The 16,472-nt window shown below is 51.7% G+C and carries 9 protein-coding genes and 2 rRNA genes; 9 read left to right on the forward strand and 2 right to left on the reverse strand.

What is annotated here, in order from left to right; translation table 11 throughout:
- The 3 genes from PORUE0001_RS08640 to PORUE0001_RS08650 form a co-directional block, all read left to right on the forward strand.
- Positions 1-177, forward strand: a 23S ribosomal RNA gene (locus PORUE0001_RS08640); the annotation flags it as partial.
- 128 nt (positions 178-305) lie between these two features.
- Positions 306-416: ribosomal RNA gene (gene rrf, locus PORUE0001_RS08645) — 5S ribosomal RNA — on the forward strand.
- A 1,156-nt stretch (positions 417-1,572) separates the two neighbouring features.
- Positions 1,573-4,029, forward strand: a complete 2,457-nt coding sequence (locus PORUE0001_RS08650; protein WP_039865840.1) for an outer membrane beta-barrel protein — start codon at positions 1,573-1,575, stop codon at positions 4,027-4,029.
- Positions 4,030-4,145: 116 nt separating this feature from the next.
- Here the strand turns inward: PORUE0001_RS08650 and PORUE0001_RS08655 are convergent, their stop codons facing one another.
- Positions 4,146-5,804 (reverse strand): T9SS type A sorting domain-containing protein, encoded by a 1,659-nt coding sequence (locus PORUE0001_RS08655; protein WP_007366072.1) that lies wholly within the window; start codon positions 5,802-5,804, stop codon positions 4,146-4,148.
- 603 nt (positions 5,805-6,407) lie between these two features.
- Here PORUE0001_RS08655 and PORUE0001_RS08660 point away from each other — a divergent pair.
- The 6 genes from PORUE0001_RS08660 to ung all read left to right on the forward strand — a co-directional run bounded on the left by PORUE0001_RS08660 (position 6,408) and on the right by ung (position 14,183).
- Entirely contained in the window at positions 6,408-7,646 is a 1,239-nt protein-coding gene (locus PORUE0001_RS08660; protein ID WP_007366070.1) for a nucleotide sugar dehydrogenase, read from the forward strand.
- 84 nt (positions 7,647-7,730) lie between these two features.
- Positions 7,731-9,830: an RNA degradosome polyphosphate kinase gene (locus PORUE0001_RS08665; RefSeq protein WP_007366074.1), complete on the forward strand. Its 2,100-nt coding sequence runs from the start codon at positions 7,731-7,733 to the stop codon at positions 9,828-9,830.
- Positions 9,827-10,729, forward strand: a complete 903-nt coding sequence (locus PORUE0001_RS08670; protein WP_007366071.1) for an exopolyphosphatase — start codon at positions 9,827-9,829, stop codon at positions 10,727-10,729. The genes PORUE0001_RS08665 and PORUE0001_RS08670 overlap by 4 nt, the downstream gene beginning before the upstream one ends.
- A gap of 71 nt (positions 10,730-10,800) precedes the next feature.
- Positions 10,801-11,961, forward strand: a complete 1,161-nt coding sequence (locus PORUE0001_RS08675) for an iron-containing alcohol dehydrogenase (protein ID WP_198400690.1) — start codon at positions 10,801-10,803, stop codon at positions 11,959-11,961.
- 137 nt (positions 11,962-12,098) lie between these two features.
- Positions 12,099-13,409, forward strand: a complete 1,311-nt coding sequence (locus tag PORUE0001_RS08680; RefSeq protein WP_007366077.1) for an acetyl-CoA hydrolase/transferase family protein — start codon at positions 12,099-12,101, stop codon at positions 13,407-13,409.
- A 108-nt stretch (positions 13,410-13,517) separates the two neighbouring features.
- On the forward strand, positions 13,518-14,183 hold the full coding sequence (ung, locus tag PORUE0001_RS08685; RefSeq protein WP_007366076.1) for a uracil-DNA glycosylase: 666 nt from the start codon (positions 13,518-13,520) through the stop codon (positions 14,181-14,183).
- Between the two features lie 146 nt (positions 14,184-14,329).
- Here the strand turns inward: ung and gdhA are convergent, their stop codons facing one another.
- The gene (gene gdhA / locus PORUE0001_RS08690) at positions 14,330-15,667 is read right to left on the reverse strand and encodes an NADP-specific glutamate dehydrogenase (RefSeq protein WP_007366073.1); all 1,338 of its coding nucleotides are present in this window, start codon (positions 15,665-15,667) and stop codon (positions 14,330-14,332) included.
- Between the last annotated feature and the right edge of the window lie 805 nt (positions 15,668-16,472).

Below are 16,472 nucleotides of genomic sequence, written 5' to 3' on the forward strand. Positions count from 1 at the left end.
GTAATGCCGAGTAGCTAAGTCGGGCTAGGATAAGTGCTGAAAGCATCTAAGCACGAAGCCGACCCTAAGATAAGATCTCATTGAGGGTGGTCAAAGACGATGACCTTGATAGGCTACAGGTGTAAAGACAGTAATGTCAAAGCCGAGTAGTACTAATTACCCGAACGATTCGCTAAGAGAGTTGAGTTATACGACTTACTTAGAGTGTACGCCTAAAAACGAAGCAGCGTATTTGATAGTTTGTGAATCTCGCAGACTCAATAAGTTTCAGGAGTAACTATATAAGACTACGTATGTCACCCCATTAAGGTGGTTATAGCGTTGGGGATCCACCTCTTCCCATTCCGAACAGAGCAGTTAAGCCCAATAGCGCCGATGGTACTGAGTAAAATCGGGAGAGTAGGTAACCGCCTTTCCCATTGGAGAGTCCTCAGATAGGTATGATACCTGTCTGGGGACTCTCTCTTTTTGTGCTGTTGGCTGTTAGCTCTTAGCTCTTAGCTGTTGGCTATCGGCGGGATCGGAGGTATTGGAACGATTGAAACGATCGGAGGAATCGGAGCTGTAGGAGTGATACGTCTCCCTGTAGGGACGCACGATCTGTGCGTCCGTTGTGTCAAAGGTTACAGCATCCGTTGTTTTATTTTTCTGCGGTTGGCTGTTAGTGATTGGGGTGTCTGAGCAATCGGAGCTATCAGAACTATCAGAACTATCGGAGGTCTCAGAGAGTAATCGGAGGTCTCAGAGAGTCATCGGAGGTTTCGGAGAGATCGAAGAGATAGGAGTCCTATCAAGACGAGTAGAGGGCCCGTTAAAAACATGATGCGGTAACCTTTGACACAACGGATGCCTTCCCGCTAGGCACTAGCCGAGCGTCCCTAGACGGTGGCTACTTGTTTCATCAGGTTATCTTTGACACAACGGATGCACGAGCCGGGATGCTTTACATTTCGCTACTCGTGAGGTTTGCGTAATTGAGGGGGAGAGGATGATGCTGGTAAGTGAAGTTTTTCATACCTTTGTGAGTGATAAGGCAGCTAGGCTACTGTGGCGCTAATACTTTATAGGCTTTGAGCCGAATTTTCTTTCTAATGAGTCTCTAGTAGCTGAACACCAGAGGGGCTTGTCTACAACAGATCGGCTTTCGAGCCTTGTAGGGACGGTAGATTACCCTCTGGTTGCTGTCCTTACCTTACTACAACGAAAGCAAGCTTTCGCATAACCGACCTAGTCCCGGATCGGTTTCTTTTTGCTCTCTAGACTGGTTTTGTAGAAGGGGTTAGAGCTATCGGAGTGATTAGAGCTATCGGAGTGATCAGAGCTGTCGGAGTCCTATCAAGACGAGTGGCAGTCCCTGTTAAATTCGTGATGCTGTAACCTTTGACACACCCCGCTACAGCGATTACACGTTGTGGCTTCGCTATAGGTCTCGCTTTGATACAACGGACGCTCGACCGAGCGTCCCTACAACCGTTACTCGTCTTGGTTGGCTTGCGCATCTAAAAAAAAAGTACCTTTGCGACAAGCAGTGTAGTAACATACAGACATACAAACATACAGACAAAAAGAGCTATGATGTTAGGAAGAAAGGGCGGACTTCTCGCGATATTGGTTGTAGTTAGCTTGATGCTCACTCAAAGCCTAAGCGGAGAGACACACCAAAAGAGCCTCAGCGGACAAACAGTCAAAGGGCAAGTTCAGCAATCACTGCAATCTCAGAACGCACAGTCCCAATCTCAGAGCGCACAGCCCCAGACGCAGGGCACGCAGCAGGGAGAGATTTACCGCGGGCAGCTCAGAGATAGGGTGACCCAGGAGCCTATCTCTATGGCGACTGTCATATTGCTTTCGGCAGATTCGACGGTGGTCTCCACGACGCTTTCGAGCGACGGGGGGACCTTTGAGCTATCAGGTGAGGGGGCGCATTGGCTTCAGGTTAACCATCTAGCGTATCAGACACTTCGCGTGAGCCTTGACGCTCCGCTGCCTGACGTGCTCTATATGGATCAAGCGACAGGTGAACTGGGCGAGGTGGTGGTCAAGGCCGAGCGTCCGCTCATGAAGCTCGTCGATGGTACCACTCCGAGCTACGATATTGATCAGCTCTTTGCGCATAGCTCTGTCACGACCGCTTATGAGATGCTGGGTCAGCTCCCTGGTATGTCGATGCAGGGCGATGTGCCAACGCTCGTGGGGACCAATGGGTATACCTTGGTCTTCAATGGTCAGCCCTCGAATGTTCCTCAGGAGATGTTGCTCGAGCGTCTCAAGAGCATTCCCCGAGAGATGGTGTCTAGTGTGGAGATCTCCTATACTCCCATTGCCCGCTATCGAGCTAAGGGCGCTTCGATCAATGTAGTCTTCAAGGGGCAGGCTGCGGGCAGCCCTCTGAGTGGCACCTCTGGTCAGCTCTTTACTGAGTATAGCAATCGGTACTACAGCAACTACGCTGCGGGTGGTAGTGTCAACTACTCTGCTTCCAATGGCTTCTCCGTCACTGCCAATTATAGGGCTAGTCTAGGTAAAATCCGAAGTGACTTAATCTACGATATAGCTCCCTTTGGTCGCTATACCAAGGGGCTTGCGATAGAAAACAGCGGCTATACGAACTATAACAAGCATACGCTCTTTGCCGAGCTCGGGTATAAGTTCGGGCGACATGCGCTATCCGTTGACTACTACGGGAGCTTGACCCCTCCCGAGGGAACGACCCGCTACCAAGTCAACCAAAAGGAGCGTGAACCCCTAGAGTCACTCAATAAAGGCAATGATAATACGCATCACGTTGCTATAAACTACAGACTGGGTGGCAACTTGCTGGCGGGTCTCTTCTACACGCACTATCGGGATCACAGAGAGGTGCTCTATGGTATGGAGCATTCTCCTCGCTCACCTTATGCTACGAGCTATACGAGTGATCAGCTCTCGCAGGTGTGGGGCGGGCATATCGACAATAGTCATAGCTGGGATGGTGGCTGGGGTCTGTCGTACGGCACCAAGGTCTCCTACTCCAAGACGATCAATGGACAAACCTACCTCTGGCGAAATGGTCAGCAAGTGCCAAGCGACGCAGTGTCAGGAACCAGTAAAGAGCTACTGGCGGACCTCTATATAGGCGGTAAAAAGCAGTTTAAGAATGGGCTAAGCCTCGGGCTAACCTTGATTGGTGACTATGCGAACTATATAGGTGCGTATGAGACCTTTCAGATTATCCCGCAGGCTAGTCTCAGCTACGCACGCAATCCCAACCATGTCTTACAGGTGAATATACAATCTGTCAAGAGGGACCCGAGCTATTGGGAGCGTGAGCCCTTCTCACGTGCGGATGATCGCTACCAGCTCTGGGAGGGTAATCCACAGATTAGGCCTTACGTGACGTACTTTGGGCAGGTGAACTACATCTTCAAGCAGAGGTATGTCTTCTTCCTGAGCGGTTACTATCAGCCTCATCGCTTCGAGCAGCAGATGTATCTAGACCCTGATAGAAGTCGTTTGGTCTACAAAACGTGGAACTGGCACTATGCCAGTAATGCTAGTATCGGAGCTGTCGTACCACTGCCTCAGACCAAGTGGTGGAACGCGCGCCTGACCCTCAATGGTCAGCTTAACTCGGTCAAGCTAGACATTCCCTACGAGCCGACCTATCAGTGCACCAAGCCTCAGTACTATGTCGCCCTCTCTAATGAGTTTAGGCTCAGCCAAAAGCACAATATCACCATCGGGCTAGATGGGAGCTATCTGCATGGAGCCATACAGGGCTACTATAGTCTAGGTGATATATACAACCTCGCTTGTCGTGCTAAGTGGACCAGCCAGGATAAGAAGTGGAGCCTCACCCTGCGAGGAGACGACCTCCTCAATGCGGGTGTGCTACGGGTGCGGGTCAACTACGGCATCCATCAGGTGGGCTTCCGTCCCTCGCGCTACAATACCCGCTTCTCACTCCATCTGAGCTACACGTTCGGTAGCTTTGACAAGGTGCAGACGAAGGAGCCCACACAGCTCTCGACCGACCGCTTCGGCATCTGACGCGCTCGCTCTTGCGGAGCTGACGCTAGAACCCCATAAGGCTCCTGCATAAAAGCAAGAGGAGACGGCCACATTGGTTGGTCGTCTCCTCTCTTTACGTGGGTTAGTGTAGTCGCTTAGCGATTCTGGAGTACGATGCGATGCAACTCTCCTGAGATCTGGAGTAGGTAGATTCCTGCTGGCAGATGGCTCAAGTCCATCTCAGCCACGCCCTGCGAGTCTGACCTAGCGACTGCCGAAGCCTCGCCCGCTACATTGTATAGTGTCAGTGGCAAATGTGGCGCAACACCTGCGATGTGTAGCTCCTGAGTCGTGGGATTGGGATAAATCTGCAACTGTGCACTAGCTACGTCAGTGATGGCCGTGCTCTTCTTGAAAGAGACTTGGACCTTGGTAGCTTGCTTGACGACAAATTGCTTGCTCGTTGTGATGTCCTCGCTTCCCGCCATGATCTTGTCCAGTTCAAAGCCCGTCTGTGGGGTAGCGATGACCGTTAGCTGGGTACCTTCCGTAACCTTTGCTAAGTCCTTGGTCCCCTCGATCTTTGCCGTGCCCCCATCGCCAGTGACGAGTGTTACCGCAAAAGTCTTCTTAGGTTCTGGTGTGATGGGCTTCTTCTTGAAAGAGACTTGGACCTTGGTAGCTTGCTTGACGACAAATTGCTTGCTCGTTGTGATGTCCTCGCTTCCCGCCATGATCTTGTCCAGTTCAAAGCCCGTCTGTGGAGTAGCAATGACCGTTAGCTGGGTACCTTCCGTAACCTTTGCTAAGTCCTTGGCACCCTCAATTTTTGCCGTGCCCCCATCGCCAGTGACGAGTGTTACAGCAAAAGTCTCTGCGATACCCTCGTACTCCTCTTGGTTGTCGTTGAGGACCTTCCAATTGCGAGAGCGAGCATTTGCCACATCAGCCTTTGTCGCCTCATTGTCTTGATTTGCCTTACGGCTTGAGACGAGGATAAGACGTCCCTCCTGAGTAGGTGTGGGTAGCGTACTCATCAGATGCGTCATACTGATTCCTTTGATTTGATTGCGTGGGCACTCTAGGTAGCTAAGACTCTTTACACCAGAGAGATCTAGCCCCTTTAGCATATTGTCTCCACAACTAAGAGCGACCAAGTTAGGGGTCTGTGATAGGTCTAGCGTCGCAATCTGATTCTTCGAGCAAGTGAGCGTTTTAAGGTTCGGAGCCTTAGAGAGATCTAGTGCGGATAGATAGTTCTGAGCACAGTCTAAAGTGGACAAAGCTGTAGATCTTGGTAGGTCTAGTGTAGAGAGTGCATTCTCATTGCAGAGGAGTCTCTGGAGCTGTGTAGCGGAAGATAGTCCTTTGATCTGCGTGATGTCATTGCTAAAGCAGAGGATGCTTTTTAGCTTCACACAGCGAGATAGGTCGAGTGTGGTAAGTTGATTTTTTGAGCAGTTAAGATTCTCCAGCGAAGGCATTTGAGTCACGTCTAGCTTGGTCAGCATAGCATCTGATACGAAGAGGTAGGATAGCTCTCCACGTATCGTAATCTCCTGCTTGGTAAGGGTATACTTGACAGAGCCTGAGTTTAATTTAGATGGTTGCTCCTTGATACCGTCAATGGTGAGTTGATTGACACTCTTAGCGATATAGCCGAACTCAATCTGCTCACCGACCTGCTTAGCGGTGGTGAAAGTGACCGAGTAGTTTGTCTGCTGAGCAGACAGCGTCAGTGATGACCAGAGCATCACGAGAAAGAAAGACACCCCGAGGGCGTGGAGAAAGATCTGTTGATTACTTTGCTTCATATTATAAGTTTGAGATTATAGATTTACGAGTCCACACACCGGTGAGCGTGCACGCGAGCCCGCTCACAAAGATTACGGTAGTAGACGACCAGCGCCTGCCTCAGAGTGATAGCAGAGAACTGAGGGTCAAACCATCCACACAAACATATGACTAGTCATTCCCAGATGCAAAAGTACAAAAAGCTTCGAATTCTATATGATGCAGGGCTGACGCATTATAATTGCTCCGTTAGGAGCTACACATTAGCGACAAGCGAGACTTGGATGAATTCATTATATAGTATTGCTGTCCGACTACTCGACTTCGACCAATCTACAGTTTTCTTCGTAGGAAACTCTAGTTTCACACCTAGGAAACTCTAGTTTCATGCCTAAGAAACTTTAGTTTCACCCCGTATGGAACTTTAGTTTCACCCAAGTGGTACTGGTAGTTAGCTCATTTCTGCAGAACGATCTACCCGATGCCCCCTCAAAAAGCTTTCACTGGACAGCAATAACTATATATAATGCGTCAGCCCTGGTGTGAAGTCAGCGTTGTGAGTTTCTATCCACGAATTGTTGTATTTTTGTCCAGACACTAACTACAATCTAATCTCTAGACGTATGAAGATAGCAGTCGCAGGCATGGGCTATGTGGGACTCTCGGTGGCGGTACTCCTAGCGCAGCACCACGAGGTGGTGGGCGTGGACGTCTTGCCCGAGCGGGTGGACCTAATCAATCAGCGTCAGTCACCGATACAGGACGACTACCTCGAGGAGTACTTGGCGACACGACAGCTTCGGCTACGTGCTACGCTAGATGCCGAGGAGGCTTATCGAGGGGCGGACTTTGTCGTGGTGGCTACACCGACCAATTATGACCCAGTGCAGAACTTCTTCAACACCTCTGCCGTCGAGGCGGTGGTCTCTGCCGTGCGAGCCTGCAATCCCGTAGCGACGATCGTGGTCAAGTCTACGGTGCCTGTGGGCTATACGGCTCATCTGCGCGAGTTGATGGGGTACGAGGATATACTCTTTGCGCCAGAGTTCCTTCGTGAGAGCAAGGCGCTCTACGACAATCTTTACCCTTCGCGCATTATCGTGGGTTATGACAAGCAGAGTAGTCATCAGCAGGAGCGTGCAGAGCGCTTTGCCGAGCTGATACGTGAGGGGGCTATTCGCCAAGATATGCCTGTGCTACTGATGGGTACGACGGAGGCTGAGGCGGTCAAGCTTTTTGCCAATACCTATCTGGCGCTACGGGTCTCCTACTTCAACGAGCTGGACACCTATGCCGAGCTTAAGGAGCTGGATAGCAAGAGCATCATCGAGGGCGTTTGCCTAGATCCTCGCATTGGCGATCATTACAATAATCCCTCCTTTGGCTATGGAGGCTACTGCCTGCCTAAGGATACGAAGCAGCTCCTCGCTAACTACGATGCTGTGCCACAAAACATCATCGGCGCAATCGTGGCGAGCAATCGTACGCGCAAGGACTTCATCGCTGATCAGGTCCTCAAGATGGCAGGTTACTATAGTTATATGGAGGAGAATCAGTACGACCCGACGCAAGAGCGTGAGTGCGTCATCGGCATCTACCGCCTGACGATGAAGAGCCACAGCGACAACTTCCGTCACTCCTCGATCCAGGGGGTGATGAAGCGCATCAAGGCAAAGGGGGCTAAGGTCATCATCTACGAGCCTACGCTGGCGCAGCATACGACCTTCTTCGGGAGTATCGTGGAGAACGACTTAGCGACCTTTAAGGCTCGCTCTCAGGCTATCATTACGAACCGCTACCACGCTGACCTCGATGATGTCGCCGAGCGAGTCTACACACGAGACATCTTCCGCCGTGACTAGGGCGGGGGGAGAAGAACTCTATCCCTTAACAGTTCCTCAACATACAAGTAGTATATTTGCCCAGATACCATAGTAGCGCAACTTATGGGCAAGACAACGAAACGCAAAGTGACCAAATTCCCCTACATAGATCGAGATATAAGCTGGATGTCCTTCAATCGGCGCATCCTCCTAGAGAGTGCACGAGAGGATGTTCCGCTGATGGAGCGACTGAACTTCCTGGGCATCTACTCAAACAATCTGGACGAGTTTTTCCGTGTGCGCGTGGCTTCGCTACGTCGTATCGCAGAGGACGAGGATTTATCAGCCCTGCAACGTAAGAAGGCGGAGCGTACGCTGCGCAAGATCTACAAGCTCAATAAGGAGTATGCCGAGACCTTTGAGGAAAACTTTCAGCAGGCACTGGATGATCTGACTGAGGCCGGCATACGAGTAGTCAACGAGCTGGAGCTGACTCCACGGCAAGAGGAGCAAGTCTTTGACTTCTACATTCGGCAGCTAGGCGCGAGTACGAATCCGCTTTCGCTGCGCAAGATGGACTTTTCGGCAGATCAGATAGAGGAGTCGATCTACCTGGCGGTGCAGATGAAGGAGCTAGAGCAGGGGAGTGGCAAACCATTGCGCCAGAGCGTCGGCATCATCAAGGCTCCTGTGGAGAAGTTCGGCCGCTTCATCCGTATCGCAGACGATGAGGAGGGGCGGGTCTGCATCATGTTCCTCGATGATGTGATACGCTTCAACCTTAAGTATATCTTTGCGGGCTTGCGGTTCAACTCTTTCGAGGCTTACACCTTTAAGTTTACCAAGGATGCGGAGATGGACATTCGTGAGGAGGATGTCGATGTGGGTGTGGTGCAGCGTGTCTCCAAGGGACTGCGTCGTCGTCGCAAGGGGGAGATGCTCCGTGTGGTCTACGATGCCGATATGCCTGGTTCGCTGCGCAATAAGATCTTTCGTAAGGCGGGACTAGACAGCAACGATGCCAAGGTGGCTGGCGGGCGTTACCACAATCTGCGTGATCTGATGGACTTCCCTAAGTGCGGTCGCCAAGACTTGTGCAATGAGCCACAGATGCCGATCCTAGGCGATGGCATCGACTTCACGGAGAGTATGATCGATCAGGTGCTACATCGAGACCGGCATTTGCACTTTCCCTATCACAGTTTCAATCGCTTCCTGCGCCTCCTTCGTGAGGCTGCTATTAGCGATGAGGTACGGGGGATCAAGTGTACGCTATACCGTGTCGCCAAGGACTCGAACGTGATCAACGCCCTGATTGCTGCGGCTAAGAATGGCAAGAAGGTGACGGTCGTCGTGGAGCTGCTGGCGCGCTTTGACGAGGAGAGCAACATAGCCTGGGCTAAGGAGATGATCGAGGCGGGCATCAATGTGCTCTTTGGTCCTGAGACACTGAAGATACATAGCAAGCTGGTCCATATCACGACCCGACATGGAGATATAGCCTGCATAGGTACGGGCAATATGCACGAGGGCACAGCGCGTGTCTACACTGACGTGATGCTCATGACGGCCAATAAGAGTGTAGCGAAAGAGGTGGCGGATGTCTTTAAGTACATTGAGAAGCCTTACCTGGATACTCACTTTAAGGAGTTGCTGGTTTCGCCAAATGATATGCGTCGTCGCTTTATCGCGTTGATCAATCGGGAGATCAAAAACAAGCTTGCGGGTAAGCCAGCTTATATTATGGTGAAGGTGAATCACATCGTCGATCCCGCCCTCATCAAGCGTCTCTATGCAGCTTCTCAGGCGGGGGTGGACATTGACCTCTTGGTGCGTGGCAATTGCTCGCTGGTGCCTGGTGTCAAGGGAGTGAGCGAAAACATTCGTGTCTACGGTATCATAGATCGTTATTTGGAGCACTCGCGCATCTTTATCTTTTGCAATAATGACGATCCGCTCTACTTCATCGGCTCGGCCGACTGGATGCAGCGCAATCTGGATCGTCGTATCGAGGTGGTGGCTCCTGTCTACGATAAGGAGATACAGCGAGACCTGCATCACATCGTGGCGTGCGGACTGCAAGATGTCTCGCAGGGACACTATGTCAATAGTCACGACGGTCGTCCTCGGCGTGAGGAGGCTCCGACGCCATGGTACCGCTCGCAGACCGACCTCTACGCTTACTACCTACAGCAAGACATAGACACTGATACGAAGATATGAGAAAGCTTAACCTCGCCGCCATCGACATCGGCTCGAATGCCGTGCGGCTCCTCATCAAGTGCGTCAATAGCGACCTCTCCGAGCAACCGCTCAGCAAGGTACAGCTCCTGCGTGTGCCACTCCGACTGGGCGAAGATGCTTTTATCTCTGGTCAAATATCTAAGAGGAAGCAGCGTGATATACTCTCTCTTATGAAGGTCTACAAGCATCTGATGAAGATCTACGACGTAGCTCACTACCGCGCCTGCGCTACCTCAGCGATGCGTGAGGCGAGCAATGCTCAGGAGATTGTGGACAAGGTGCTGCGTAAGACGGGCATAGAGATAGAAGTGATCTCAGGCGAGGAAGAAGCCGCTCTCGTGGCGCAAAGTAAGGTACATCGCATCGTTACGACAGATCGCAACTACCTCTTTATGGATGTGGGCGGAGGTAGCACAGAGTTGAATCTCTATGTGGCTGGAGAGCCTGTCGCCACACGCTCCTTTGACATCGGTACGGTGCGTATGCTAAGTGGGGTAGTGCGGGATGCGACCTTCGAGGCTTTTGACCAGTACCTCGCAGATCTGTACAGTCAGTATGGAGCTGCGACCATCGTTGGTACGGGTGGCAACATCAATCGGCTTGCTCGGCTCAATGGCACGACTGACCTTGCTAAGCCTGATACCCGCTTTATCTCTGCTGAGGCGCTACAGGAGATCTACGAGACTCTGGCAGCGCTGACCGATGAGCAGCGGATGACCCGCTTTAATCTGAAGCCTGACCGCTCCGATGTGATCGTCCCAGCGGGAGAGCTTTTCACCAGAGTCGTCGCTGCCCTGCACGCTGATCAGGTGATCGTGCCAACGATTGGCGTGGCGGACGGCATCATTGACCAGCTTTACCTGCAGGTCACGGACTAAACTCGTATCTTTGCTCTTGGCAAGGCTACGAAGCCCATCTTTATTCACACTTTAATCTACCAAGAAGCATGATACAACCCTTTACATACTACAATCCCACTCGGATTGTCTTCGGCGAAGGTCGCATAGCTCAGCTCTCGCGACTCATAGAACCTCACTACCGCATCCTCCTGGTGATGGGCGGTGGTAGCATACGACGCAATGGCGTCTACGATGCCGTGTGCCAAGCACTGGAGGGACGCTCGGTGACCGAGTTCTGGGGCATTGAGTCCAATCCTACGGTCGAGACGATCCGTAAGGCTGTCCAGCTGGGTCGTCAGGAGCAGTGCGACTTTGTCCTAGCTGTGGGTGGTGGCTCAGTCATCGATGCGAGCAAGCTGATCATCGCTGCGATGTGCAGTGATCAGGACCCCTGGGATATAGTTCGTGCTGGCAAGCATAGAGGCGAGCATCTACCTCTTGGGGTCGTACTCACGATTCCTGCTACGGGCTCGGAGATGAATAGCGGTGGCGTCATCTCTTGTCGGGAGACGCAGGAGAAGTATTCATTCTCGAGTAAGCATCCACGCTTCGCTATCTTAGATCCTCGTGTGCCGACCTCGCTACCTCCTTATCAGGTAGCATGCGGACTGGCAGATACCTTCGTACATGTTATGGAGCAGTACATGACGACGATGCGGAGCCCGCTCCTGATGGATCGTATGGCTGAGGGAGTGCTACACACGCTCATTGAGATTGCTCCAGGGCTAACGCATAATCATCAGGACGTCGATCTGATGGGTGAGTTCATGCTCTGCGCTACCGTCGGGCTCAACGGCTATCTCTCGTGGGGCGTGGACCAAGACTGGAGTACGCACTACATAGGTCACGAGGTGACCGCCCTGACGGGACTGACGCACGGTCATACGCTCGCTATCATCCTGCCCGCTACGCTACAGGTGATGCGCCATCTAGGCAAGCAGGACAAGCTCCTGCAGTATGCTGCTCGTATATGGGGCTTTACTCCTCAGTCGTGCCAAGGCGAGGAGCATGCTATCACGGCAGCTATCGAGGCGACGAAGCAGTTCTTTGCTAAGCTCGGTCTCTCGGTCACGCTACGCGATGCGGAGGTTTCTCACGAAGTAATCGACGAGGTGGTGCGTCGCTTCACAGAGCGTGGCACGGTGCTCGGAGAGCATCAGAATATGACGCCCGAGATCGTACGACAGATCCTGGAGCTGGCTTACGAGTAAGTCGCTTCCGTAAGAATGTGTATCTTTGTAACCGCAAAGTTTGATGCGCTCCTCGCTCTAAGTCAGTATGGGCGAGGAAGCGCCTCCAAGGGTTAAGTATAGACATCATTTCAAACAACAGATAAGCAAGACACACTATGCAAAAGAATCAGGACTGGAAGTCCTATTATCAATCTCATCTGACCACCCCCCTAGAGGCTCTCAAGAAGGAGCTAACAGAGGGGTGTAACATTGTCGTAGGTCATGCGGCTGCTGCCCCAGACACAACCCTCAAGAGTATGATGGAGCATGTCGCTGAGCTACCTGCAGGTAATATCTTTCACGTCCTGTACTATGGCGCTGGCTACCAGTTTACGCCAGAAATAGCGAAAAACTTTAATCTCAAGATCAACTTCCTTGAGTCTAATGCTCGCAAGGCGTGCCGTGCGGGCCTAGTGGACTTCTTCCCCTGCCACTTTCACGAGGTGCCAGGTCTCTTTACCGATGGCTTCTATCCTGTGGATGTAGCTATCGTGCAGTTGACCAGGCCCAATGAGGAGGGCTACTGCTCCTTTAGTCTCTCGTGCGACTATACCAAGCCCGCTACCGATGCTGCGCGGGTGGTCATCGCAGAGGTCAATGATCAGCTCCCCTTCATCGGTGGTGATAACCTCATCCATGTGACGAAGCTGGATCATATCATCGAGGTGAGCACGGCTGTGCCCGAGGTGCCACCCGCTGTGCCTGGCGAGATAGAGCGCAAGATCGGTGAGATCTGTGCTTCGATGATCAAGGATGGCGACACGCTACAGCTTGGCATTGGCGCTATCCCCGATGCTGTCCTGAGCAACCTTAAGGATCGCAAGGATCTAGGTATCCACTCAGAGATGATCACCGATGGGGTTATGAAGCTGATGCGTGAGGGTGTAATCACGGGTAAGCGTAAGACGCGCAACCCGAACAAGGTGGTCACGGCCTTTGCGATGGGTACGAAGGAGCTGTACGACTTCTTCGACCACAATGAGGATGTTGAGATGTATCCAGTGAGCTATACGAATGACCCCTTTGTCGTGGCAAGTATCGACAACATGGTTTCAATCAATTCCTGCCTAGAGATCGACCTCCTCGGTCAGGTCAATGCAGAGAGTATCGGCTACAGCATGCTCAGTGGCTCTGGCGGTCAGGTGGACTTCATGCGTGGTGCTAGACGCTCCAAGGGCGGGCGCAGTATCCTCGCTTTTGCCTCTACGGCCAAGGGTGGCGAGATCAGTCGTATCGTGCCTATCCTAGCAGAGGGTGCGGCCATCACGACGGGTCGCAACGATGTGGACTACGTCATCACGGAGTATGGCGTGGCACGTCTCCGTGGTAAGACGGCTCGTGAGCGTGCTGAGGCGCTGATCGGCATAGCACATCCTAAGTTTAGAGAGATGCTTCAGGAGGCTGTCGTACAGCGCTGGGGCGAGTAGTCCGAGCTTACCGACTATCATATGCGAGTCTCCTCTAGTAGCGACACTGATACCGTTGCTCAGAGGAGACTCGCTTAGCTTATTGATAAAACTAAAGAGCCGTATCGTATGAATGTCCGTATAGAGCCTAGCTGGCATCGGGTGCTGGAGGAGGAGTTTGAGAAGTTTTACTTTGAGACCTTGACCTCCTTTGTGCGCTCGGAGTATCAGACGAAGAGGATCTACCCCCCTGGAGGGCAGATCTTTCGGGCCTTTGACCTTTGTCCCTTCGAAGATGTGCGAGTCGTCATCCTCGGGCAGGACCCTTACCACGGCGTGGGGCAAGCCGAGGGACTAGCCTTCTCTGTGCCTGAGGGTGTCGAGGTACCACCCAGTCTGCGCAACATATTGACCGAGATCTCCTCCGACCTAGGACATCCCTCGCAGATCGTCGGGGGGCATCTGACTCCTTGGTGCCGTCAGGGAGTGCTCCTGCTGAACGCTACGCTCACGGTCGTAGCACACGAAGCAGGCTCGCATCAGGGACGCGGGTGGGAGACTTTCACCGATCAGGTCATCTCCCTCTTGAGTAGCCAGAGAGAGCACCTCGTCTTCATGCTGTGGGGCAACTATGCGCGCTGTAAGCGAGCGCTCATAGATCGCCAGAAGCACCTCATCCTCGAGGCACCTCATCCTAGTCCACTGTCGGCTCATCGAGGCTTCTTCGGCTGTCGGCACTTTTCCAAGGCCAATGCCTACCTACAGCGATACGGCTACGAGCCGATTCGTTGGTGATAAGACCGTAGGTATAAGATAGCAAGAGGGTCGCTATTCAATGAGTAGCGACCCTCTGTAATGAAAAGGCAAACAAATAAGGTATAAGCTATAGCCTAGCTGACACGCATACGTGTGTAGCTAGGCTATTGTGCTGTATATCTGTTTTAGCAGACGCCCTGACCAATCATTGCCTTGGCAACCTTCATGAAGCCTGCAATGTTAGCACCCTTGACGTAGTTGATGTAGCCGTCTGGCTCCTTACCATACTCTACGCACTGAGTGTGGATGTCCTTCATGATCTGATGTAGACGCTCGTCTACCTCAGCCTCAGACCAGTAGATGTGAGCTGCGTTCTGTGACATCTCTAGGCAAGAGCAAGAGACACCACCGCAGTTGACAGCCTTACCAGGAGCGAAGATGATGCGCTTCTCAACGAAGAACTCAGCAGCCTCTGCTGTACAACCCATGTTAGAAACCTCAGCAACGATTGTTACACCGTTTGCAACAAGCTTCTTAGCATCCTCAAGGTTGAGCTCGTTCTGGATAGCGCAGGGGAGAGCGATGTCTACCTTGTGCTCCCAAGGCTTCTTGCCAGCGAAGAACTGTGCGCCAAACTTCTTAGCGTATGGCTCTACGACATCGTTACCACTGTTGCGGAGCTCGCACATGTAGTCAAACTTCTCCTGCGTGTTGATACCGTTCTCATCGTAGATGTAACCATCAGGACCAGAGATGCAGACGACCTTAGCGCCTAGCTCAGTAGCCTTCATAGTAGCACCCCAAGCGACATTACCGAAGCCTGAGACAGCGACTGTCTTGCCCTTGAACTCGATGTTGTGCTGCTTGCAGATATCATTGACCATGTAGATAGCACCGTAGCCAGTAGACTCAGGACGGAGGCGTGAACCACCGAACTCAAAGCCCTTGCCAGTGAAGGTACCAGTGCACTCACGGGTGAGCTTCTTGTACATACCGTACATAAAGCCTACCTCACGACCACCGACACCTACGTCACCTGCAGGTACGTCCATGTCCGGCCCAATGTACTTGTAGAGCTCTGTGACATAAGCCTGGCAGAAGCGCATGATCTCGCGCTCGCTCTTACCCTTTGGAGAGAAGTCAGAGCCACCCTTGCCACCACCCATAGGAAGAGTAGAGAGGGCATTCTTGAAGGTCTGCTCGAAGCCGAGGAACTTAAGCGTAGAGAGGTTCACCGTGTGGTGGAAACGCGTACCACCCTTGTACGGGCCAATGGCATTGTTGAACTGTACGCGGTAACCGAGGTTGATCTGTACCTCACCCTTGTCGTCTACCCAGGGGATACGGAAGGTGAAGATACGGTCGGGCTCAACGAGGCGCTCGACGATCTTGTTCTTCTCAAACTCTGGATGCTGGTTGTAAATGTCCTCGATAGAAAGGAGGACCTCACGGACAGCCTGGATGAACTCCGGCTCGCCTGGATGCTTTGCCTCTAGCTGGGCAATGATCTCACTTGTCTTCATTTGATTTAATGATTAGGATTATCGGATATGTACCACAAAGTTACGCCTTATTTCCCAATGAAGCAAGTATTCGGCACTCCAAAATGCAAAAAGATTCATCCTCCCGCCCCAGACATACTTGTACACCTAGGGTGGAAGCCAACTAGAGCTGATTTCTTGTACCGACAACTTCGGGGGGATACGAAGTATTTACCAAATAATTCACTAGGAGATCTCAAATCTCTACCGAGGAAATCAGAAATACATCGGAAGTTCGAAATAAAACTTCGGAAGAATGAAATGAAACTTCGGAAGAAGCGAAAGTAACTTTATAAACATCTCGTTTATAGGGTACTACGAATTTCGTGAAACATCGTGTAGCCAAATTGTAGCCAAACAGGCACTTTCAAAGACCTCGGTGGAAGGAGGTAGGAACTATCTCTTCATCACAGTGGCAAATATACGACTTATTTTCCATATAGACAAGAGAATAGATGGCTAATTTCTCTTTTACGGATAGAAATTAGCTAGAAAAACTTGGTAGTGTCAGAGTTTTTTGTTATCTTTGTAGTAGAGATGAAGCAGACAATCTTAATCGTAAGAGGTTAAGGAACAGCAATCTAGATAACCAACAAACCAAAAATAGAGATATGAATACGACAAAGAAATGGAGCCTAGTAGCAGTGCTATGTGGGCTAATGGTAGCAACTCTTCTAACCGCTTGTGGGGGCGGTATGCGCAATGAGCCCAATCCAAGCAAGGGCTATGAAACAGATATAGAAGGGGAGCCTTCAACCTCTATTGAACAAATACTTACGCTTAAAGC

Source organism: Porphyromonas uenonis 60-3 (genome assembly GCF_000174775.1).
Lineage (GTDB): Bacteria > Bacteroidota > Bacteroidia > Bacteroidales > Porphyromonadaceae > Porphyromonas > Porphyromonas uenonis_A.

Bases quoted from the DNA above. Each gene is read 5' to 3' on its own strand.
- PORUE0001_RS08670 (WP_007366071.1), top strand. From the start codon at position 9,827: ATGAGAAAGCTTAACCTCGCCGCCATCGACATCGGCTCGAATGCCGTG.
- PORUE0001_RS08650 (WP_039865840.1), top strand. From the start codon at position 1,573: ATGATGTTAGGAAGAAAGGGCGGACTTCTCGCGATATTGGTTGTAGTT.
- PORUE0001_RS08665 (WP_007366074.1), top strand. From the start codon at position 7,731: ATGGGCAAGACAACGAAACGCAAAGTGACCAAATTCCCCTACATAGAT.
- gdhA (WP_007366073.1), bottom strand. From the start codon at position 15,667: ATGAAGACAAGTGAGATCATTGCCCAGCTAGAGGCAAAGCATCCAGGC.
- PORUE0001_RS08655 (WP_007366072.1), bottom strand. From the start codon at position 5,804: ATGAAGCAAAGTAATCAACAGATCTTTCTCCACGCCCTCGGGGTGTCT.
- PORUE0001_RS08660 (WP_007366070.1), top strand. From the start codon at position 6,408: ATGAAGATAGCAGTCGCAGGCATGGGCTATGTGGGACTCTCGGTGGCG.
- ung (WP_007366076.1), top strand. From the start codon at position 13,518: ATGAATGTCCGTATAGAGCCTAGCTGGCATCGGGTGCTGGAGGAGGAG.
- PORUE0001_RS08680 (WP_007366077.1), top strand. From the start codon at position 12,099: ATGCAAAAGAATCAGGACTGGAAGTCCTATTATCAATCTCATCTGACC.